Raw genomic sequence first — 16173 nt, 5'->3', positions numbered from 1 at the left:
TTCTCTTGCCCATGTAAGTGAACACAAAAATTGTTGAGTTGAGGAAGGAATAACTTGTCTAAGCAAGACTTAATCGAAATGGAAGGGACTGTGACGGAATCTTTGCCCAACGCCATGTTCCGCGTTGATTTAGATAACGGCTTCAATGTTTTAGCTCATATCTCTGGCAAAATCCGCCGTAACTATATCAAGATTCTACCTGGCGATCGCGTGAAAGTCGAACTCACACCCTACGACCTGACAAAAGGTAGAATAACCTACCGTCTACGCAAAAAGTAATAACTATGTAGAATATTTTACATTAATTGTCAGTTTTGTTGATTTCCACCACCATTTAATTGAATATTTTCTTCCAAAATGTTATAATCCACCATTTGGAGTTAAACAAAAGGCATGAAAGTCAGAGCCTCAGTCAAGAAAATCTGTGAAAAATGTACCGTGATTCGTCGTCGCGGTCGTGTGATGGTAATATGCATCAACCCCAAGCATAAGCAACGTCAAGGATAAAATTGCATATTACCCCCAGCACTTGGTGAAGTGCATCGAAAATCACCTTAAATAGTAGCAGGATTACCTCGAACAATAGGGAGACATTATTGTGGCACGTATTGCCGGAGTAGACCTACCACGCGACAAGCGCGTTGAGATTGGTCTGACATACATTTACGGAATTGGTTTATCTAGATCCAAAGAAATTCTCGCCACTACAGGTGTGAATCCCGACACCCGCGTCAAAGAACTAAGTGATGCAGATGTTGCATCCCTTCGCTCGGAAATTGAAAGTAATTACGAAGTTGAGGGTGACTTACGGCGCTGGGAAGCAATGAATATTAAGCGCCTCATCGATATCGGAACTTACAGAGGTCGTCGTCACCGTATGGGTTTACCTGTCAGAGGACAAAGAACTCGGACAAATGCCAGAACCCGACGCGGCAGAAGACAGACTGTAGCCGGGAAGAAAAAGGCTCCAGGGAAATAAATAATCCCATTTGTTTTACCCTTGCTTTGGGCAAATTTTACCTTAATTTCATCACACCAATATGGCGCGACAACCATCAAAAAAAGGCGGCAGCAAAAAGACAAAACGTAATGTACCCAACGGTGTTGCCTACATTCAATCTACGTTTAACAATAGCATCGTTACCATCACCGACCAAAACGGAGATGTGATTTCCTGGGCAAGTGCAGGTTCTAGCGGTTTTAAAGGAGCCAAAAAAGGTACTCCCTTCGCCGCACAAACCGCAGCAGAAAGTGCTGCTCGCAGAGCAATCGACCAAGGAATGCGTCAAATAGAAGTCATGGTTTCTGGACCTGGTGCTGGTCGAGAAACTGCGATTCGTGCATTACAAGGAGCGGGTTTAGAGATTACTCTGATTCGTGATATTACCCCCATTCCTCATAACGGTTGCCGTCCTCCCAAACGCCGTCGTGTATAGGCATGATTTCTAGGCAAGCAAAGGCATTCGAGGATAACATCGAAGTCACCTAAAATTTATCAGTGCTGAGTTGTATGCAGCTTAAGGGCATATTTGCCTACTGCACCATCCATGGCACTCTGCCTCCAAAAGACACGTTTTGCGAACCTATAAAGTGCTGAGTCTTGTTGTTTTTCGACTAGTGAAGTAGCAGAAAATAATTTCATCATTCTGACCTAGCCTAACAACAAGCAAAATACACCCGTTCAGTACTCTTTAATCAGCACTATTCAAACTTCCTAGGAGACTTCTAGATTACACTTGCTGATCTCCCTCACTCCCATAGTGGCTGTTCCCAGTTTGAAAGTTTCTTCTGACCATAAAACAAGAAACAATAACCTGGGAAAACCTAAAGATAAATAACACCCTTTGTCTGTTTGAGGTCAAAATTACCAAAATCAGCCTCAAATACAAAGGTATTTAAAGATAATCGGAGGCAAGTTAGCTTGCCTGCTAGCAAGACCTTAGTACAAGGGAGGCTACTCTGTGGCGCAGTTTCAAATTGAATGTGTAGAGTCTAATACAGAAGAAAGTCGAAGCCACTACAGTAAATTCGTGCTGGAACCTCTGGAGCGAGGTCAAGGAACCACCGTAGGTAACGCTCTCAGACGAGTTCTACTGTCGAATCTAGAGGGGACAGCAGTTACAGCAGTGCGTATTTCCGGCGTAACTCACGAATTTGCCACCGTTCCGGGCGTTCGGGAAGATGTTCTAGAAATCTTGATGCGGATGAAGGAAGTCATCCTGAAAAGCTATTCCGCCCAAGCTCAAATTGGTCGTGTCTTAGTCAGCGGTCCAGCAACGGTAACTGTAGCACATTTTGACTTACCAAGCGAAGTTGAAATCATTGACCCCACTCAGTATATTGCCACCGTAGCTGAAGGCGGCAAACTGGAAATGGAATTTCGGATTGAGAAGGGTAAAGGCTATCGGACAGTGGAAAGGGGAAGGGAAGAAGCAACATCCCTTGACTTTTTACAAATTGACTCTGTATTTATGCCTGTGCGGAAAGTCAACTACAGTGTGGAAGAAACACGAAGCGAAACAGGTATACCCAAAGATAGACTGTTGTTAGATGTATGGACAAATGGCAGTCTCAGTCCCCAGGAAGCACTTTCTTCTGCTGCTGGTATCTTGGTTGAGTTATTTAATCCTCTCAAGGATATCGATATCAGACAAACTGATACAGATTCTGATATTCCAGATGATCCAACTGCACAAATCCCCATTGAGGAATTGCAGTTATCTGTCAGAGCTTACAACTGTCTCAAACGGGCACAAGTTAATTCTGTGGCGGATTTGCTGGATTATACCCAAGAAGACCTCTTGGAAATCAAGAACTTTGGTCAAAAATCAGCAGAAGAGGTAGTGGAGGCTTTACAACGTCGTCTAGGTATTACTTTACCTCAAGAGAGAGCTTCCAAACACAATTAAAATTGGGTATGGGGAATAGGTACTTATAGTTATATATTTACCTTCCCCACAACCATAATTTTCCAAGTCAGACATTAGAAAGAATCAAGCTAAATTTCTTGCCTTTCTTAGCCTTGGGTAACTTCCATAGTTCTTTCTGTTATCACAAGATATTAAAGAGAGAAAATTAACTTGGGAGTAAAGTAGAAATCTCCACGATCGCCATTATATAATCTCGAATTTTTCCTATGCGTCACCGTTGTCGAATCAAAAAACTCAGCAAACCAGCTGATCAGCGTCGTGCTTTATTGCGATCGCTAGCAACCGAATTAATCCGCCATGGTCGAATTACCACAACCCTCACCCGCGCAAAAGTTCTACGTGGTGAAGTGGAAAAAATGATTACCCTGGCAAAGGACGGTTCCCTATCTGCCCGTCGTCAAGCCATGGGCTATATTTTCGATAAACAACTGGTTCATGCTTTATTTGAGCAAGCACCTACTCGCTACGGTAGCCGTAATGGTGGATACACTCGGATTTTGCATACGGTTCCTCGCCGTGGTGATAATGCCGAAATGGCAATTATTGAATTAGTTTAGTCAATTGTCATCAGGTGCTAGAACTCACCAGTAAAGACGAGTAGCAAAACCATGTTAGAAGTTGTCAGCCTACCTACCCAAAGAGTCGCCCTGGTTATTCAGTACCTTGGTACTCATTTTCATGGTTGGCAAAGGCAAGCACAACACCGGACTGTCCAAGAAGAGATAGAAAATGCTATTCGGCAAATTCTTGGTCATTCAGTCACCTTACATGGAGCAGGACGAACTGATTCTGGTGTCCATGCTGCTGCTCAGGTAGCACATTTTGATGCCACAGGAAGAATCCCCGCCCACAAATGGGCAGCAGTTATCAACACTCACCTACCTGAAGATGTTCTAGTACGAGCTTCCACAGGTGTAGAACCTAGATGGCACGCACGTTTTAGTGCTAATTATCGCCGCTATCGCTACACCATTTATACAGACAAACGTCCGAACTTGTTTCTCAAGCCTTTTTGTTGGCATTATTATCATGCGCCTGTGGATGAAAATTTAATCCAAGCAGCCATGAAACCTCTACTAGGCAAACACCACCTAGCTGCATTTCACCGAGCCAACTCCGCACGGCAACATTCTTGGGTAGAAGTACAAGCCGCAGAATGTCAACGGGAGGGAGCATTTGTCCACATAGAAATTCAGGCTGATGGGTTTTTATATGGCATGGTGAGATTATTGGTGGGGATGTTGATTCAAGTGGGAACCGGAGAGCGATCGCTCTCAAATTTTTACGACATCTGGAAATCGGAACGCCGGGAAGAAGTCAAATATGCCGCGCCTGCCCATGGTTTATGTCTGTTGCGTGTTGGTTATCCTGATTTTCCTTTTCCTCCAGAAGTCTGGTATGACAATCAGCCAAAATTAGTCATCGGTCATCCTGGAGTTAGCTGAAGGCAAATAGTTGCCTCCGGATTGCAAATGACACATACAAAAAGGACACAAGAAATGACAACCGATAATAAAACCTATCTTCCCCCTCAAAGCTCTATAGAGCGTGAGTGGTATGTCGTAGATGCCGCAGACCAACGTCTTGGTCGTTTAGCAACAGAAATTGCCATGGTTCTACGTGGCAAAAATAAACCTGAATACACCCCCCACATGGATACTGGTGATTTTGTCATCGTCATCAATGCGGAAAAAGTTGCGGTAACTGGCAAAAAACGTACACAAAAGCTTTATCGCCGCCATTCTGGTCGTCCCGGTGGGATGAAGACAGAAACCTTTGCTAAACTCCAAGACCGCATCCCAGAAAGAATTATCGAACAAGCTGTCAAGGGAATGCTACCAAAAAATAGCTTGGGTCGAAACTTGTTTACTAAGCTGAAAGTTTACGCAGGTCCAGTCCATCCCCATGCAGCCCAACAACCCAAAGAACTAAAAGTTAATACGATTCCAGGAGTAAATAACTAATGCAAGCTACAGATACCAATAGTGGTCGTGCCGTATATTGGGGTACTGGTCGCCGCAAATCCGCAACTGCCAGAGTTCGCCTAGTTCCTGGCAGTGGTCAGTTGGTTGTGAATGGTAAACCTGGTGATAATTATTTCCAGTACAATGCCAACTACCTAGGTGTAATCAAGGGACCATTGGAAACCTTGGGTTTAGAAAGTGAGTATGACATCCTGGTAAAAGCAGAGGGTGGCGGTTTAACAGGTCAGTCTGATGCAATTCGTTTGGGTGTGGCTCGTGCTCTCTGTCAGTTAGACCCTGACAATCGTCCTCCTCTGAAGGTAGAAGGCTATCTTACCCGTGACCCCAGAGCCAAGGAACGGAAGAAATACGGTTTACATAAAGCTCGTAAGGCTCCTCAATACTCGAAACGTTAAGGGATTGAGACAGGTTAATGAAACAGTTTTGAGCAAAATTAACCGCCCTGGTGGTTATATCTCAAGTCTTTCTGGATCGGAAGGGCAAAAAGGTAAAAGTGAAAAAAAGTTTCGACACCTGTTTTTAGCCTATCGGCTCTGAGTTAGGAGTCAGTTCTAAGTTATAATTTTCTATACAATCACCACGAAAGGAAAAATGGCAAAACCTGATATTCATCCCCAGTGGTATCCAGAGGCGAAAGTATATTGCAATGGTCAGGTTGTGATGACTGTTGGTTCTACTAAGCCAGAATTACACGTTGATGTTTGGTCTGGAAACCACCCTTTTTACACTGGTACACAAAAGATTATCGACACCGAAGGTCGTGTGGAACGCTTCATGCGGAAGTATGGCATGAAAGAAGGTCAGTCTGCCGGCAAAAAGCAAAAGTAGCGGCTTGGCTCTGCTGTTAATGACGACCCTGCATTTCTGTGCTGGGTCGCTTGTCATATTTTGCCGAGCCAATTTGTTATTTTTAAGGAGCGCTGTATGGCTGAACAATATTTGCTGGAGAAACTAAAATCTGTTGAGCAAACTTTCAATGAATTGACTCGTCGTTTGGCTGACCCAGATACTGCCAAAAACCCTGATGAGTATCAAAAAATAGCGAAAGCTCGTTCAGGTTTGGAGGAAGTAGTCAACAGTTATGAAGATTGGAAAACTGCTCAGGAAGAATTAATTGGAGCGCGTCAAGTTCTCAAGGAGTCTCAGGGAGACGCAGAACTGCAAGAAATGGCGGCTTTGGAGGTGGGCGAGTTAGAGCAGAAAATAGAATATTTGGAAACTCGGCTGAAGGTCTTACTGTTACCCCGTGACCCCAATGATGATAAAAATATCATGTTGGAAATCCGTGCAGGTACGGGGGGTGATGAGGCAAGTATCTGGGCGGGTGATTTGGTCCGAATGTATTCAAAGTACGCTGATACTCAGGGTTGGCGAGTCAAACTTGTCAGTGAGTCCCTAGCAGAAATGGGTGGCTTTAAAGAGGCAATCCTAGAGATTCAAGGTGATAGTGTATACAGTAAGTTGAAGTTTGAGGCTGGTGTACATCGAGTGCAGCGTGTGCCAGTAACGGAAGCTGGAGGTAGGGTACATACTTCTACGGCTACTGTGGCGATTATGCCAGAGGTAGACGATGTGGAAATACATATTGACCCGAAGGATATTGAAATGACTACAGCTCGTTCTGGTGGTGCTGGGGGGCAAAACGTCAACAAGGTAGAAACCGCAGCTGACTTGTTCCACAAACCTACTGGTATCCGGATTTTCTGCACGGAAGAGCGCAGTCAGCTACAGAACAAAGAGCGAGCAATGCAAATTTTGCGAGCTAAGTTGTATGAAATGAAACTGCGTGAACAGCAGGAAGCGGTGACATCTATGCGGCGATCGCAGGTGGGAACTGGTTCTCGTTCGGAAAAAATTCGTACCTATAACTACAAAGATAATCGTGCCACTGACCATCGTCTAGGACAAAATTACTCTTTGAATAGTGTATTGGAGGGCGATATTGACGATGTGATTCAAGCTTGTATTTCCTTGGATCAACAGGAACGTTTAGCAGAACTGGCAGCTTCTGGAAATAGTAACTAAAACATCAGTTTTCTATCTGGTATCAGGATATTTGCTAAATAAAATGGATGAATCCAGTTTCTTGAGTGAGAGACTGGATTTTAAATTATTCACCACAAATTTGGGGATTCTCTAAAAATGCCGAAATTTGCAGAGCAGCTAGAAACTATTTACGCTAGCGATCGCCAGACTTGGCGACAATGGTTACAAGAAAATCACCAGAGATTACCAGGTGTTTGGTTGATTTATTACAAGGTGAAAAGTGGTAAACCTAGTGTGAAATATAGTGAGGCAGTTCAGGAAGCATTATGTTTTGGCTGGATTGATAGTAAAGTTCAATCATTAGATTCCGAGCGTTATCAACAGATTTTCACACCTCGCAAACCGAAAAGCGTCTGGTCAAAATTAAATAAACAATATGTTGCCGAACTCATAGAACAGGGTTTGATGACACAAGCGGGTATGACAAAAATCTTGAATGCTCAATCAGATGGCTCTTGGATTACCTTGGATGATATTGAAGCACTCAAAATTCCTGAAGACTTACAATCAGCTTTAGCAGTCAATGCAGAAGCAAGGGAAAATTTCCAGAAATTTAGTAATTCATCCAAGAAGAATATTCTCTTTTGGATTGATAGTGCCAAAAGAATAGATACAAGGTTGAAGAGAATTGAGCAAACTGTATTTTCCGCAGTTATGAATCAAAGTCCTTTACAAAGATAAATAGGAAAAATTGAGTTTCTCTGTGCGCGATCGCCCTTTTTATCGACTTCACTATGGCTAAAAAACAAAAATTTCCTTACCTTGTTGGTTCTAAGTGGACATCACAAACCAAAATAGACGGTTGGCGGCATTTTCAAGTAACTAACCGCAAAAATCAAGGTAAATGGGTTTATGCGGAAATGGTAGCATCCTGTGACCCCAATGTCCGCTTCTGGATTAATGCCAAGTTGTTACAGGATGGAAATCAGTGGCAAGCTGGTTGGCAAACTTTGCAAGAAATGGGTGGAAGTTGTGGTTAATTGAACAAAATTATTAATTTTTTACATTTAAATTGCGTGTTAATTTTTCTGCGCGATCATCTACTGTTTTTCTCTGGGCGATCGCCTGAAAATTCCATATTGTTTAAATAAATCGATAATTTATTTGACTAGTATCTATGCTGTCTAGGAGTGGCGATCGCTAGATGAGGGGTTTCTCTGTACATCGCATCAGTAAAATTGATGAAACCCTCACAGATATTATATTTTGTAAACTTTGTTTTTTGTAACTAATTTATATTTTTATAGTTATAAAAAATTAATTTTTGAAAGTTTATAGCTTGATTAGAAGTTTTGAAACCTAACTTAAATCTTAAAATTTTTCTTAATCGTAAAAATACCAGATATCATCCAAATACTAATTTAAACCCCATTTATTTATCCTGGGATTTGCACAATAATGCAAAACATCAGCCATCGCATTCCGAGGGATAGGTGAAGGCAGTATTAAAGCCGCAAGTTTGAGAAGCAACTATCAGAGGCAAAAAAAGTGAAACTAGCAGTTTATGGGAAAGGTGGCATCGGTAAGTCCACCACAAGCTGTAATATATCCGTAGCTCTAGCCAAACGTGGCAAAAAAGTGTTGCAGATTGGTTGTGACCCCAAACATGACAGCACATTTACCCTTACAGGTTTTCTCATTCCCACAATTATTGATACTCTTCAAGAAAAGGACTACCACTACGAAGATGTATGGCCCGAAGATGTTATCTATAAGGGTTATGGTGGCGTAGATTGTGTAGAAGCCGGGGGACCACCTGCGGGTGCTGGCTGTGGTGGTTATGTCGTTGGGGAAACAGTAAAATTGCTGAAGGAACTCAACGCCTTTGATGAGTACGATGTCATATTGTTTGATGTTCTTGGTGACGTAGTTTGTGGCGGCTTTGCAGCACCCCTCAATTATGCTGATTACTGCATGATAGTTACAGATAACGGTTTTGATGCTTTGTTTGCGGCTAACCGAATTGCGGCATCAGTCAGAGAAAAAGCCCGTACCCATCCCCTACGTTTAGCTGGTCTAATTGGGAACCGGACTTCTAAACGTGACTTAATTGACAAATACGTAGAATCTGTACCCATGCCCGTCTTGGAAGTTCTACCATTAATTGAAGATATCCGTGTTTCCCGCGTCAAGGGTAAAACATTGTTTGAAATGGCAGAGAAAGACCCATCCTTAAGCTATGTATGTGATTATTACCTGAATATTGCAGACCAAATTCTTGCCTGTCCAGAGGGAGTAGTTCCCAAAGATGCCCAAGACAGGGAGTTGTTCTCTTTATTATCAGATTTTTACTTAAATCCGCAAAAACCACAGGTTCTGAATCAAGAAGAGGAATTAGACTTGATGATTGTATAAATCATCAGTTTCTCAGGATGGGGGACTCTATGGCTTTTTTCTACAGCTTTACAGATTCTATAAAACAAAAGTGGTTGCAGTTCTTTCAGTCCAACCGTGACTGGATAAAGCTCCACATGCAGGTGGAGTCAGTTTACACTCCCGATGGTGGCAAACGTCCATCTTCCTACCTCATCCTGGGAGTCGTTAACGCGCTAGAACCGAAACTAGCTCAGTTAATGCTCCCCTTTTCTAAATTGAACCAAGATGCGGACACTCTGGTGGAAGTTCTAGACTTACACTTTGACCCAGATATTGCCCTTGGCAACCGTAATTTCCCTGAATCCGATGCTGAAGAAACAGAAACAGCATCAGCTCCAGAAGCAGCTTTAAATCAGCCCCAGAGTAATGAGTTTACTAATAATGGGGTAAATGATACTGAGGCGGGATTCGACCATGAGGAGACTCTTATGGTTCCGGATACGGCATTAAGAGATGAACTCCGAGCCATGTCTTTTGAAGAGAAAACCCCTAGTAACGGAGTGAAAACCGTTGAGGGTTTTGGTGATAATGCTGCTCATCCTAGTGAGAATTTGAACACAGTTGATGAGTTCGGTGATATTTCTTTTAGCAATGTGAAAGACGATAACACTGACATTACAGCAGCAGTCACCACCGAAGAGCATGACTTTGGTGATGTCATGTCTGATGTTTGGGGTGATGAGAGTGTAGCAGCCAAAGCCGGAATGGATAGCGAACTATTTGGGGAAGACTTGTCTAACGGCGCTTTTGATGACTCAGAAATTGCCAGTCTCTTCCCCAACTCTTAAATCTGGGCTAATTGCTAGGAACTGATTGCTAATAGCTAATCTAATCACAAATATTAACTATTAGCTTTTGGTCATTAGCAGTAGCCATATCAAAACAAGGGGATAATTAAAATGACTGTTGCTGAACCACAGGGTTTAAATTTTGAGTGTGAAACTGGTAATTACCATACTTTTTGTCCCATTAGCTGTGTTGCTTGGTTGTACCAAAAAATCGAAGATAGTTTTTTCTTGGTAATTGGTACTAAGACTTGCGGCTATTTTCTACAAAATGCCATGGGGGTAATGATTTTTGCTGAACCTCGTTATGCAATGGCAGAGTTAGAAGAAGGTGATATTTCTGCCCAGTTGAATGATTATGCAGAATTGAAGCGGTTGTGTGAGCAAATTAAGCGCGATCGCAATCCCAGTGTCATTGTCTGGATTGGCACTTGTACTACAGAAATCATCAAAATGGACTTGGAAGGTTTAGCACCTAAGCTGGAGTCAGAAATTGGTATTCCCATCGTAGTTGCCCGTGCCAACGGTTTAGACTATGCTTTCACTCAAGGAGAAGACACCGTACTGGCAGCAATGGCAGGACGTTGCCCGAACCAAACACCTGTGGTAGAAAGCGAAAAAAATGAGCGTAATGCTATCCAGAAGCTATTACACTTCGGTAAAAAGAAAGAAGATGTCATCCAGGAGGAGTCAGAGTATGTGGATCATCCACCCCTCGTACTTTTCGGTTCTCTTCCCGATCCAGTGGTGACTCAGCTAACTTTAGAACTGAAGAAACAAGGGATTAAAGTTTCTGGATGGTTGCCCGCAAAACGGTTTACAGAATTACCTGTGATTGAAGAAGGGTATTATGTTGCTGGTGTCAACCCTTTCCTCAGTCGTACTGCTACTACCCTGATGCGTCGCCGCAAGTGTAAACTAATAGGCGCACCCTTCCCCATTGGTCCCGATGGGACTCGTGCTTGGGTGGAAAAAATTTGCTCAGTATTTGGCATTACTCCCCAGGGTTTGGATGAACGGGAAGCACAAATCTGGGCAGGTTTAGAAGAATATGTGAAATTGATTCGGGGTAAGTCAGTCTTTTTTATGGGTGATAACCTATTGGAGGTTTCCCTGGCAAGATTTTTGGTACGCTGTGGGATGACTGTCCAAGAGGTGGGTATTCCTTATATGGACAAGCGTTACCAGGCTGCGGAGTTAGCCTTTTTAGAACAAACTTGTAAAGAAATGGGCGCCCCCTTGCCTAATATTGTCGAAAAGCCCGATAATTATAATCAGGTACAACGGATTTACGACCTGAATCCCGATTTAGTGATTACAGGAATGGCACACGCGAACCCCTTGGAAGCTCGCGGTATCAATACCAAGTGGTCTGTAGAGTTTACCTTTGCTCAGATACATGGTTTTGGTAACGCCCGTGACGTTCTAGAGTTAGTCACTCGTCCCTTACGTCGAAATAATAATTTGAAAGATTTAGGCTGGGATAAATTGGTGAAGGAAGAAGCCAAAATTTAGTTGTCTTCTGGAGGTTGGTAAATCACTCTTTGCACAATTTGAGATTTTCTTTGGCGATCGCTCAGACAAGAAAGACGGCGATCGCTATTTTTTTGCTTATTTTTACCCTCAAGATTCTAACCAACTCAGTAAATCACCTACAGAATCAAAATCAAACTGTGCGTCGGTAAGGTTTTCTAGTTGAGGTATGGATAAACTACGGATTTTGTCCGTAATATCGGGAGTTAATTCTCCAAAACGCCGTGTCAAGATACGGATAATGGTATTCGCTTCTCCCTGTTGTTGTCCCTGAGTTAATCCCTGAGTTAATCCCTGAGTTAATCCCTGAGTTAATCCTTGGGTTAATCCTTTTTGCAGGATATCTTGGTAAATAACTGATTCTTGCATAAGTTCTTCTCTCAATAGCAAACGAATGAGATTTTTATCAAAGCGCAAACCTGCTAGTATCTCAGCAGCCGCAGAAATATTACGTTGCTGTGCTGGTTCTTCTAGGATAGCGATTTGTTGGGCGACTTGTTCTAGTAACTCTCTAGGGTTGTCGCTACGTGTCAATGTTGCTAGGGGTAGGAGTACCGGATCGTTGAAAAAGGGTGTTGATTCCTCTTCCCACATGCGAATTACCCGGAAGGAATGTCTGGTATTCTGATAGGTGAATCTTTCTTGAAAAACCAACTCAGATGTTGTTTCTTTGAGGTAAATTACCACTTGCTCAATTTCACACCAATATAGACCATGAAGAATTGTCCAATAATTGAGCATTCTGTAGGGAATTGGCGGTTTGGAGTAGGGTAAAGTTTGGAATTCTAGATGAAGAATGCGATTATCAACTTGTAAAAGAATTAAGGCATCAGCGCGGATAGGTTCAGGAATGATTTCTGTTTTTAAGACGCTGACATTTGTCGATGAAATTCCCAACAACCAACGCACAAAATTTGGCGCATAGGTTTCCGCTAGGTACTTACAGGTGTTATCGTATGCCAAGTCAACAGGTGAGTAGATGTTAGTATTATTATACGATAGCTTGGCGATCGCCAAGATTTTCTGAGTTCAGAAAGTACAATAAATCAGATATTCTCTTCTGTTACTTAATCTCAGTTTTCTTAACTCTAAGCCGATTGCTGTAAATCCATGGAAATACTCTGCTTTTTCCCAGCTATTTCCCACAAATGAATCATAAATTCTAGCAACTCTACCTCTGTTAATTGATGTCGCGATCGCTTGCCATATTTTTGCTGCAAATACTGTCTTCCCTGCTCCTTTGTCCATGCTAACTCTAGAAGATATTTATCTGTCTGAGCAATAATCATAGTTCGTAACTCAGAACTATTGGAGGTGGAGCCAGGTGTCAATTTACTAATTTTATGGAGAATTTTCTGTTCCAATAAAGTTAAATCAATATCCTGATGTCTTTCCCAATTAATATCTATAGCTTGATAATTTATCGGGTCGTATATTGTACAAAATACAACTTTTTTCTCCCCAGGATTGACTGTAATTGTAATCGGCTTTTGCAACTGTTCTAAATTCAGATTATCGAGGGATAGAAGTAAACTTTTAGAGAAAAAAGCATCTCTACCAGAACGAATAATATAGGGTTTATCTGCTAAAATATGTAAATCTGTTTTATAGGCAATACCAAAGGAATTCACCACAGATTTATTGCATTCAATTGCCGTAATTACTCCAGTTAAAGCTCTCTGATAAATGGGTATTTGCTTTTTATCATCTGACAACATATACCAGCAATAATCAGACTCATGAGCCACAAAAATATATTGTGGTTTGGGTACAGAACCAAATCCTAATTGAATTGTCATATCTTTCCTAACTGCAATTATCAAACTTGTGGAATTAAAAGCAATTTTTTGCCGAATAGATTTATCTCTATATTTCCCTGCAAAGAGAAAAATATATCAATTGATTGAATTGCGATATTGATAATACTATTGTACTACTAAGCTTTAAAATTGATTTCTTGCATTCGCTAGAAGAATTCGACTTTCAGCGCGAGCGATCGCCTGATAGGTACGGATGACTGCTTCTGGCTCTACTGAGATAGAATTGATACCTAATTCGATTAATCTCTGGATAATTTCTGGGTAGAGAGCAGGTGCTTGCCCACAAATGGAACAGGGGATATGATTATCCCTTGCCATACGAATTAATTGGGCGATCGCGTCCATAATTACGGGGTGTTTCTCATCAAATGCTTGTGCTAATTCACCCTGCTCTCGATCTACACCTAGTAATAGCTGAGTTAAGTCGTTTGTACCGATGGAAATACCTTGCACCCCGGCTTTCACGTACTTATCTAGTAAAAATAATACACTCGGGACTTCAGCCATAATCCAGAGTTGGAAATGTTTGCTAGCTGTGAGTTTTACCTGCTCGACTTGTTGACGACAGAAGCTAAACTCTTCAACAGTACGTACAAAGGGTAATAATAAACGAATATTTTCGTAACCCGCCTTTTGCACAGCAGCGATCGCAGCTAATTCTAAATTAAAAACTGCGGGATTTTTCATGTAACTATAAGTACCCCTATCACCCAAAATGGAGAGAGAAGCGATAGGTAAATTCTTGTGGAAAGAAGATAATTCTGGCGATCGCCAATCCAAGGAACGATAAAATATGGGACGAGGTGTGAAAGCACGCACAAATTGACTGAGATGTTCACACCAGCGTGTTAATAATTCTGCTTGCTTACCCTCATTAATCCAAACTTGGGGATGTTTGCCTTCTAAAATTGTCAATGCCATCAATTCCGAACGCAATAACCCGATACCATCTACTGGTAACTTTGCCACCTGTGCAATTAAATTTGCTTGACTTAAATTTACTAGCAATTCTGTAGCAATTATTGGTAGTTGGGAGGAAGGGAATATATCCGGTGAGGGATGAGGATCTGATATTTGTGGAGCAACAGGTGCCAGAGATAGATTATCCTCAATATCGGCTTTTTGTGGTTTTTCTCCTTCTCCCATCATACTTAAACGGTATACCTCCCCTTTTTCCCCATCTATCAATAATTGTTCACCATGTTGGATTAAGTTAGTCACATTACTGATGCTGACGACTGCGGGAATCCTTAATTCCCTTGCCAGAATTGCTCCATGACTCGTCAAACCACCCTGCTCCGTAACAATACCACCAGCTTGTTGGAGAATTGGCAACCAATCAGGAGCGATCGCAGGTGCAATTAATATGACTCCTGGAGGTATTTCTTCTGGCTTACTATAAAGAACATGGGCAGTTGCTGTGATAATCCCCGTTGCTGCTCCCAATCCTTTGAGAAAATGAGAATTGAGATTAATCCCAGTAAAAGCGCTAACTTGGGTAATATACAATGTACCAGAAGAGTCGTCTTGACGAATTGTCCATTCCCAAGTGAAATGATGACTCACCTGTTGAGCGAATCGATTTCCCAGAGCAATCAAATTGTGCAAATGGATTTCTGGTAAAGCGTATTCTTGTTGTTTTGTCTCATCAATCAATTCCACCTGGAGACAATTCTGCTCTACTGTTAATAAAAATTGAGGTGCAGATAATTCCGGGAGAGGATGATATTTTTCTTTGACAGAATACTCTAGGATTTTGCTGCCTAATTGTTGTTCAAAAACCTGGGTAGTTAGAGGTTTTACGTAATACACATCCGGTAAAACTTCCCCAGTGGTAATTGCCATCCCTAATCCCCAGGTTGACTGAATTTCCCAATCAGCAGTATTGCCATTAAAAATACCACTGGCGATCGCCTTCCCTAGGGGTTGCACTAGTACTGCTAGCTTGATTTTTTGTAAGTCTACACCAGCCTGTTGCCAATACAATAAACTTCTGGCTCTAAATAACTGACTCCAGGTTTGTTTTAATGTCATGGCGATCGCCTCTGGTTGACAACAACAAACCTGTGCTTCCATTAATCCCTCCACACTGGCAGCACTTTTTCCTGGCACAATCAGTGTAGGATGAAATATTAGGCACTCATTATCCCAACTCCTAGCGGCAGTAAAGATATCCTCTAAAAAATCTTCCGGTAATGGTGCTGTAATAATTTCCTGGCGTAAACGTCCAGCAACTTGCTGTAACTGCCGCCAATTACCCACATCCAAATGTAAGGAAGAGTAGGGTAAATCAGCCACCAAAGCTTCTGTACTATTTAAGGTTTCCAAAAACTCTCGCAACACTGTTGCCGATATCACAAAACCGGGTAACACAGGATACCCACGCTGTTTGATTTTGCCTAAATAGAAAGCTTGATCGCCCACATCAGCGCGGTTTTGTGATTGAATTTCATCTAGCCAATAGAGTCTTTTCACTCAATTAGTTACTCGTCGCTTGCCTGTAAAAATTCCTAGAATTGTTAGTCATCAAAATGACTTACTAATTACGAACATGTGATTTGTCGTCCAAAACCGACAAAAACTCACAAATCATACAGACGCTGCTAAACCATGAATACCGAAAAAAAATCAATTGAGAGGAGAACTCAAAAGTGATAGAAGTAAAAAAGTACAAACTTAAAATTTTTTGAATCAATCA

19 protein-coding genes are annotated in these 16173 nt (G+C 41.9%); 16 read left to right on the top strand and 3 right to left on the bottom strand.

Going from position 1 to position 16173, the window contains the following annotated elements; genetic code table 11:
- The first annotated feature begins 54 nt into the window (after window positions 1-54).
- From infA to IJ00_RS21355, 16 genes are all read left to right on the top strand, one after another.
- Entirely contained in the window at window positions 55-279 is a 225-nt protein-coding gene (gene infA / locus IJ00_RS21425) for a translation initiation factor IF-1 (RefSeq protein ID WP_006276978.1), read from the top strand.
- A gap of 114 nt (window positions 280-393) precedes the next feature.
- Entirely contained in the window at window positions 394-507 is a 114-nt protein-coding gene (rpmJ, locus tag IJ00_RS27905; RefSeq protein ID WP_082127373.1) for a 50S ribosomal protein L36, read from the top strand.
- Window positions 508-598: 91 nt separating this feature from the next.
- Complete coding sequence (rpsM, locus tag IJ00_RS21420) at window positions 599-979, top strand: 30S ribosomal protein S13 (RefSeq protein ID WP_035156524.1); 381 nt, start codon at window positions 599-601, stop codon at window positions 977-979.
- A 61-nt stretch (window positions 980-1040) separates the two neighbouring features.
- The gene (gene rpsK / locus IJ00_RS21415) at window positions 1041-1436 is read left to right on the top strand and encodes a 30S ribosomal protein S11 (RefSeq protein WP_035156522.1); all 396 of its coding nucleotides are present in this window, start codon (window positions 1041-1043) and stop codon (window positions 1434-1436) included.
- 525 nt (window positions 1437-1961) lie between these two features.
- Entirely contained in the window at window positions 1962-2909 is a 948-nt protein-coding gene (locus tag IJ00_RS21410) for a DNA-directed RNA polymerase subunit alpha (protein WP_035156519.1), read from the top strand.
- 227 nt (window positions 2910-3136) lie between these two features.
- On the top strand, window positions 3137-3487 hold the full coding sequence (gene rplQ / locus IJ00_RS21405; protein WP_035156516.1) for a 50S ribosomal protein L17: 351 nt from the start codon (window positions 3137-3139) through the stop codon (window positions 3485-3487).
- Between the two features lie 51 nt (window positions 3488-3538).
- Window positions 3539-4375 (top strand): tRNA pseudouridine(38-40) synthase TruA, encoded by an 837-nt coding sequence (truA, locus tag IJ00_RS21400; RefSeq protein WP_035156514.1) that lies wholly within the window; start codon window positions 3539-3541, stop codon window positions 4373-4375.
- A 54-nt stretch (window positions 4376-4429) separates the two neighbouring features.
- Window positions 4430-4894, top strand: a complete 465-nt coding sequence (gene rplM / locus IJ00_RS21395) for a 50S ribosomal protein L13 (RefSeq protein ID WP_035156510.1) — start codon at window positions 4430-4432, stop codon at window positions 4892-4894.
- Window positions 4894-5310, top strand: coding sequence for a 30S ribosomal protein S9 (gene rpsI / locus IJ00_RS21390; protein ID WP_035156507.1), 417 nt, complete (start codon window positions 4894-4896; stop codon window positions 5308-5310). The genes rplM and rpsI overlap by 1 nt, the downstream gene beginning before the upstream one ends.
- Before the next feature lie 196 nt (window positions 5311-5506).
- Complete coding sequence (gene rpmE / locus IJ00_RS21385) at window positions 5507-5743, top strand: 50S ribosomal protein L31 (RefSeq protein ID WP_035156504.1); 237 nt, start codon at window positions 5507-5509, stop codon at window positions 5741-5743.
- Between the two features lie 96 nt (window positions 5744-5839).
- Window positions 5840-6940, top strand: a complete 1101-nt coding sequence (gene prfA / locus IJ00_RS21380; protein WP_035156501.1) for a peptide chain release factor 1 — start codon at window positions 5840-5842, stop codon at window positions 6938-6940.
- A 117-nt stretch (window positions 6941-7057) separates the two neighbouring features.
- Window positions 7058-7642 (top strand): YdeI family protein, encoded by a 585-nt coding sequence (locus tag IJ00_RS21375; RefSeq protein ID WP_035156498.1) that lies wholly within the window; start codon window positions 7058-7060, stop codon window positions 7640-7642.
- 53 nt (window positions 7643-7695) lie between these two features.
- Window positions 7696-7941: a TIGR02450 family Trp-rich protein gene (locus tag IJ00_RS21370; protein WP_035156496.1), complete on the top strand. Its 246-nt coding sequence runs from the start codon at window positions 7696-7698 to the stop codon at window positions 7939-7941.
- A 508-nt stretch (window positions 7942-8449) separates the two neighbouring features.
- Complete coding sequence (gene bchL, locus IJ00_RS21365; RefSeq protein ID WP_035156494.1) at window positions 8450-9316, top strand: ferredoxin:protochlorophyllide reductase (ATP-dependent) iron-sulfur ATP-binding protein; 867 nt, start codon at window positions 8450-8452, stop codon at window positions 9314-9316.
- A 29-nt stretch (window positions 9317-9345) separates the two neighbouring features.
- Entirely contained in the window at window positions 9346-10125 is a 780-nt protein-coding gene (locus IJ00_RS21360; protein WP_035156492.1) for a DUF5331 domain-containing protein, read from the top strand.
- 111 nt (window positions 10126-10236) lie between these two features.
- Window positions 10237-11637, top strand: a complete 1401-nt coding sequence (locus IJ00_RS21355) for a ferredoxin:protochlorophyllide reductase (ATP-dependent) subunit N (RefSeq protein WP_035156490.1) — start codon at window positions 10237-10239, stop codon at window positions 11635-11637.
- A gap of 108 nt (window positions 11638-11745) precedes the next feature.
- On the opposite strand, the gene IJ00_RS21350 is transcribed toward IJ00_RS21355, so the two are convergent.
- The 3 genes from IJ00_RS21350 to IJ00_RS21340 all read right to left on the bottom strand — a co-directional run bounded on the left by IJ00_RS21350 (window position 11746) and on the right by IJ00_RS21340 (window position 15950).
- Window positions 11746-12618: a DUF4351 domain-containing protein gene (locus tag IJ00_RS21350; protein ID WP_035159438.1), complete on the bottom strand. Its 873-nt coding sequence runs from the start codon at window positions 12616-12618 to the stop codon at window positions 11746-11748.
- Between the two features lie 125 nt (window positions 12619-12743).
- Window positions 12744-13454, bottom strand: a complete 711-nt coding sequence (locus tag IJ00_RS21345; protein ID WP_035156487.1) for a hypothetical protein — start codon at window positions 13452-13454, stop codon at window positions 12744-12746.
- A 144-nt stretch (window positions 13455-13598) separates the two neighbouring features.
- Window positions 13599-15950, bottom strand: coding sequence for a putative PEP-binding protein (locus IJ00_RS21340; RefSeq protein ID WP_035156483.1), 2352 nt, complete (start codon window positions 15948-15950; stop codon window positions 13599-13601).
- Between the last annotated feature and the right edge of the window lie 223 nt (window positions 15951-16173).

This window comes from Calothrix sp. 336/3 (genome assembly GCF_000734895.2).
Lineage (GTDB): Bacteria > Cyanobacteriota > Cyanobacteriia > Cyanobacteriales > Nostocaceae > 336-3.
Note: the sequence above shows the minus strand (reverse complement) of the source record. Positions and strands in the feature narration are given on the sequence as shown.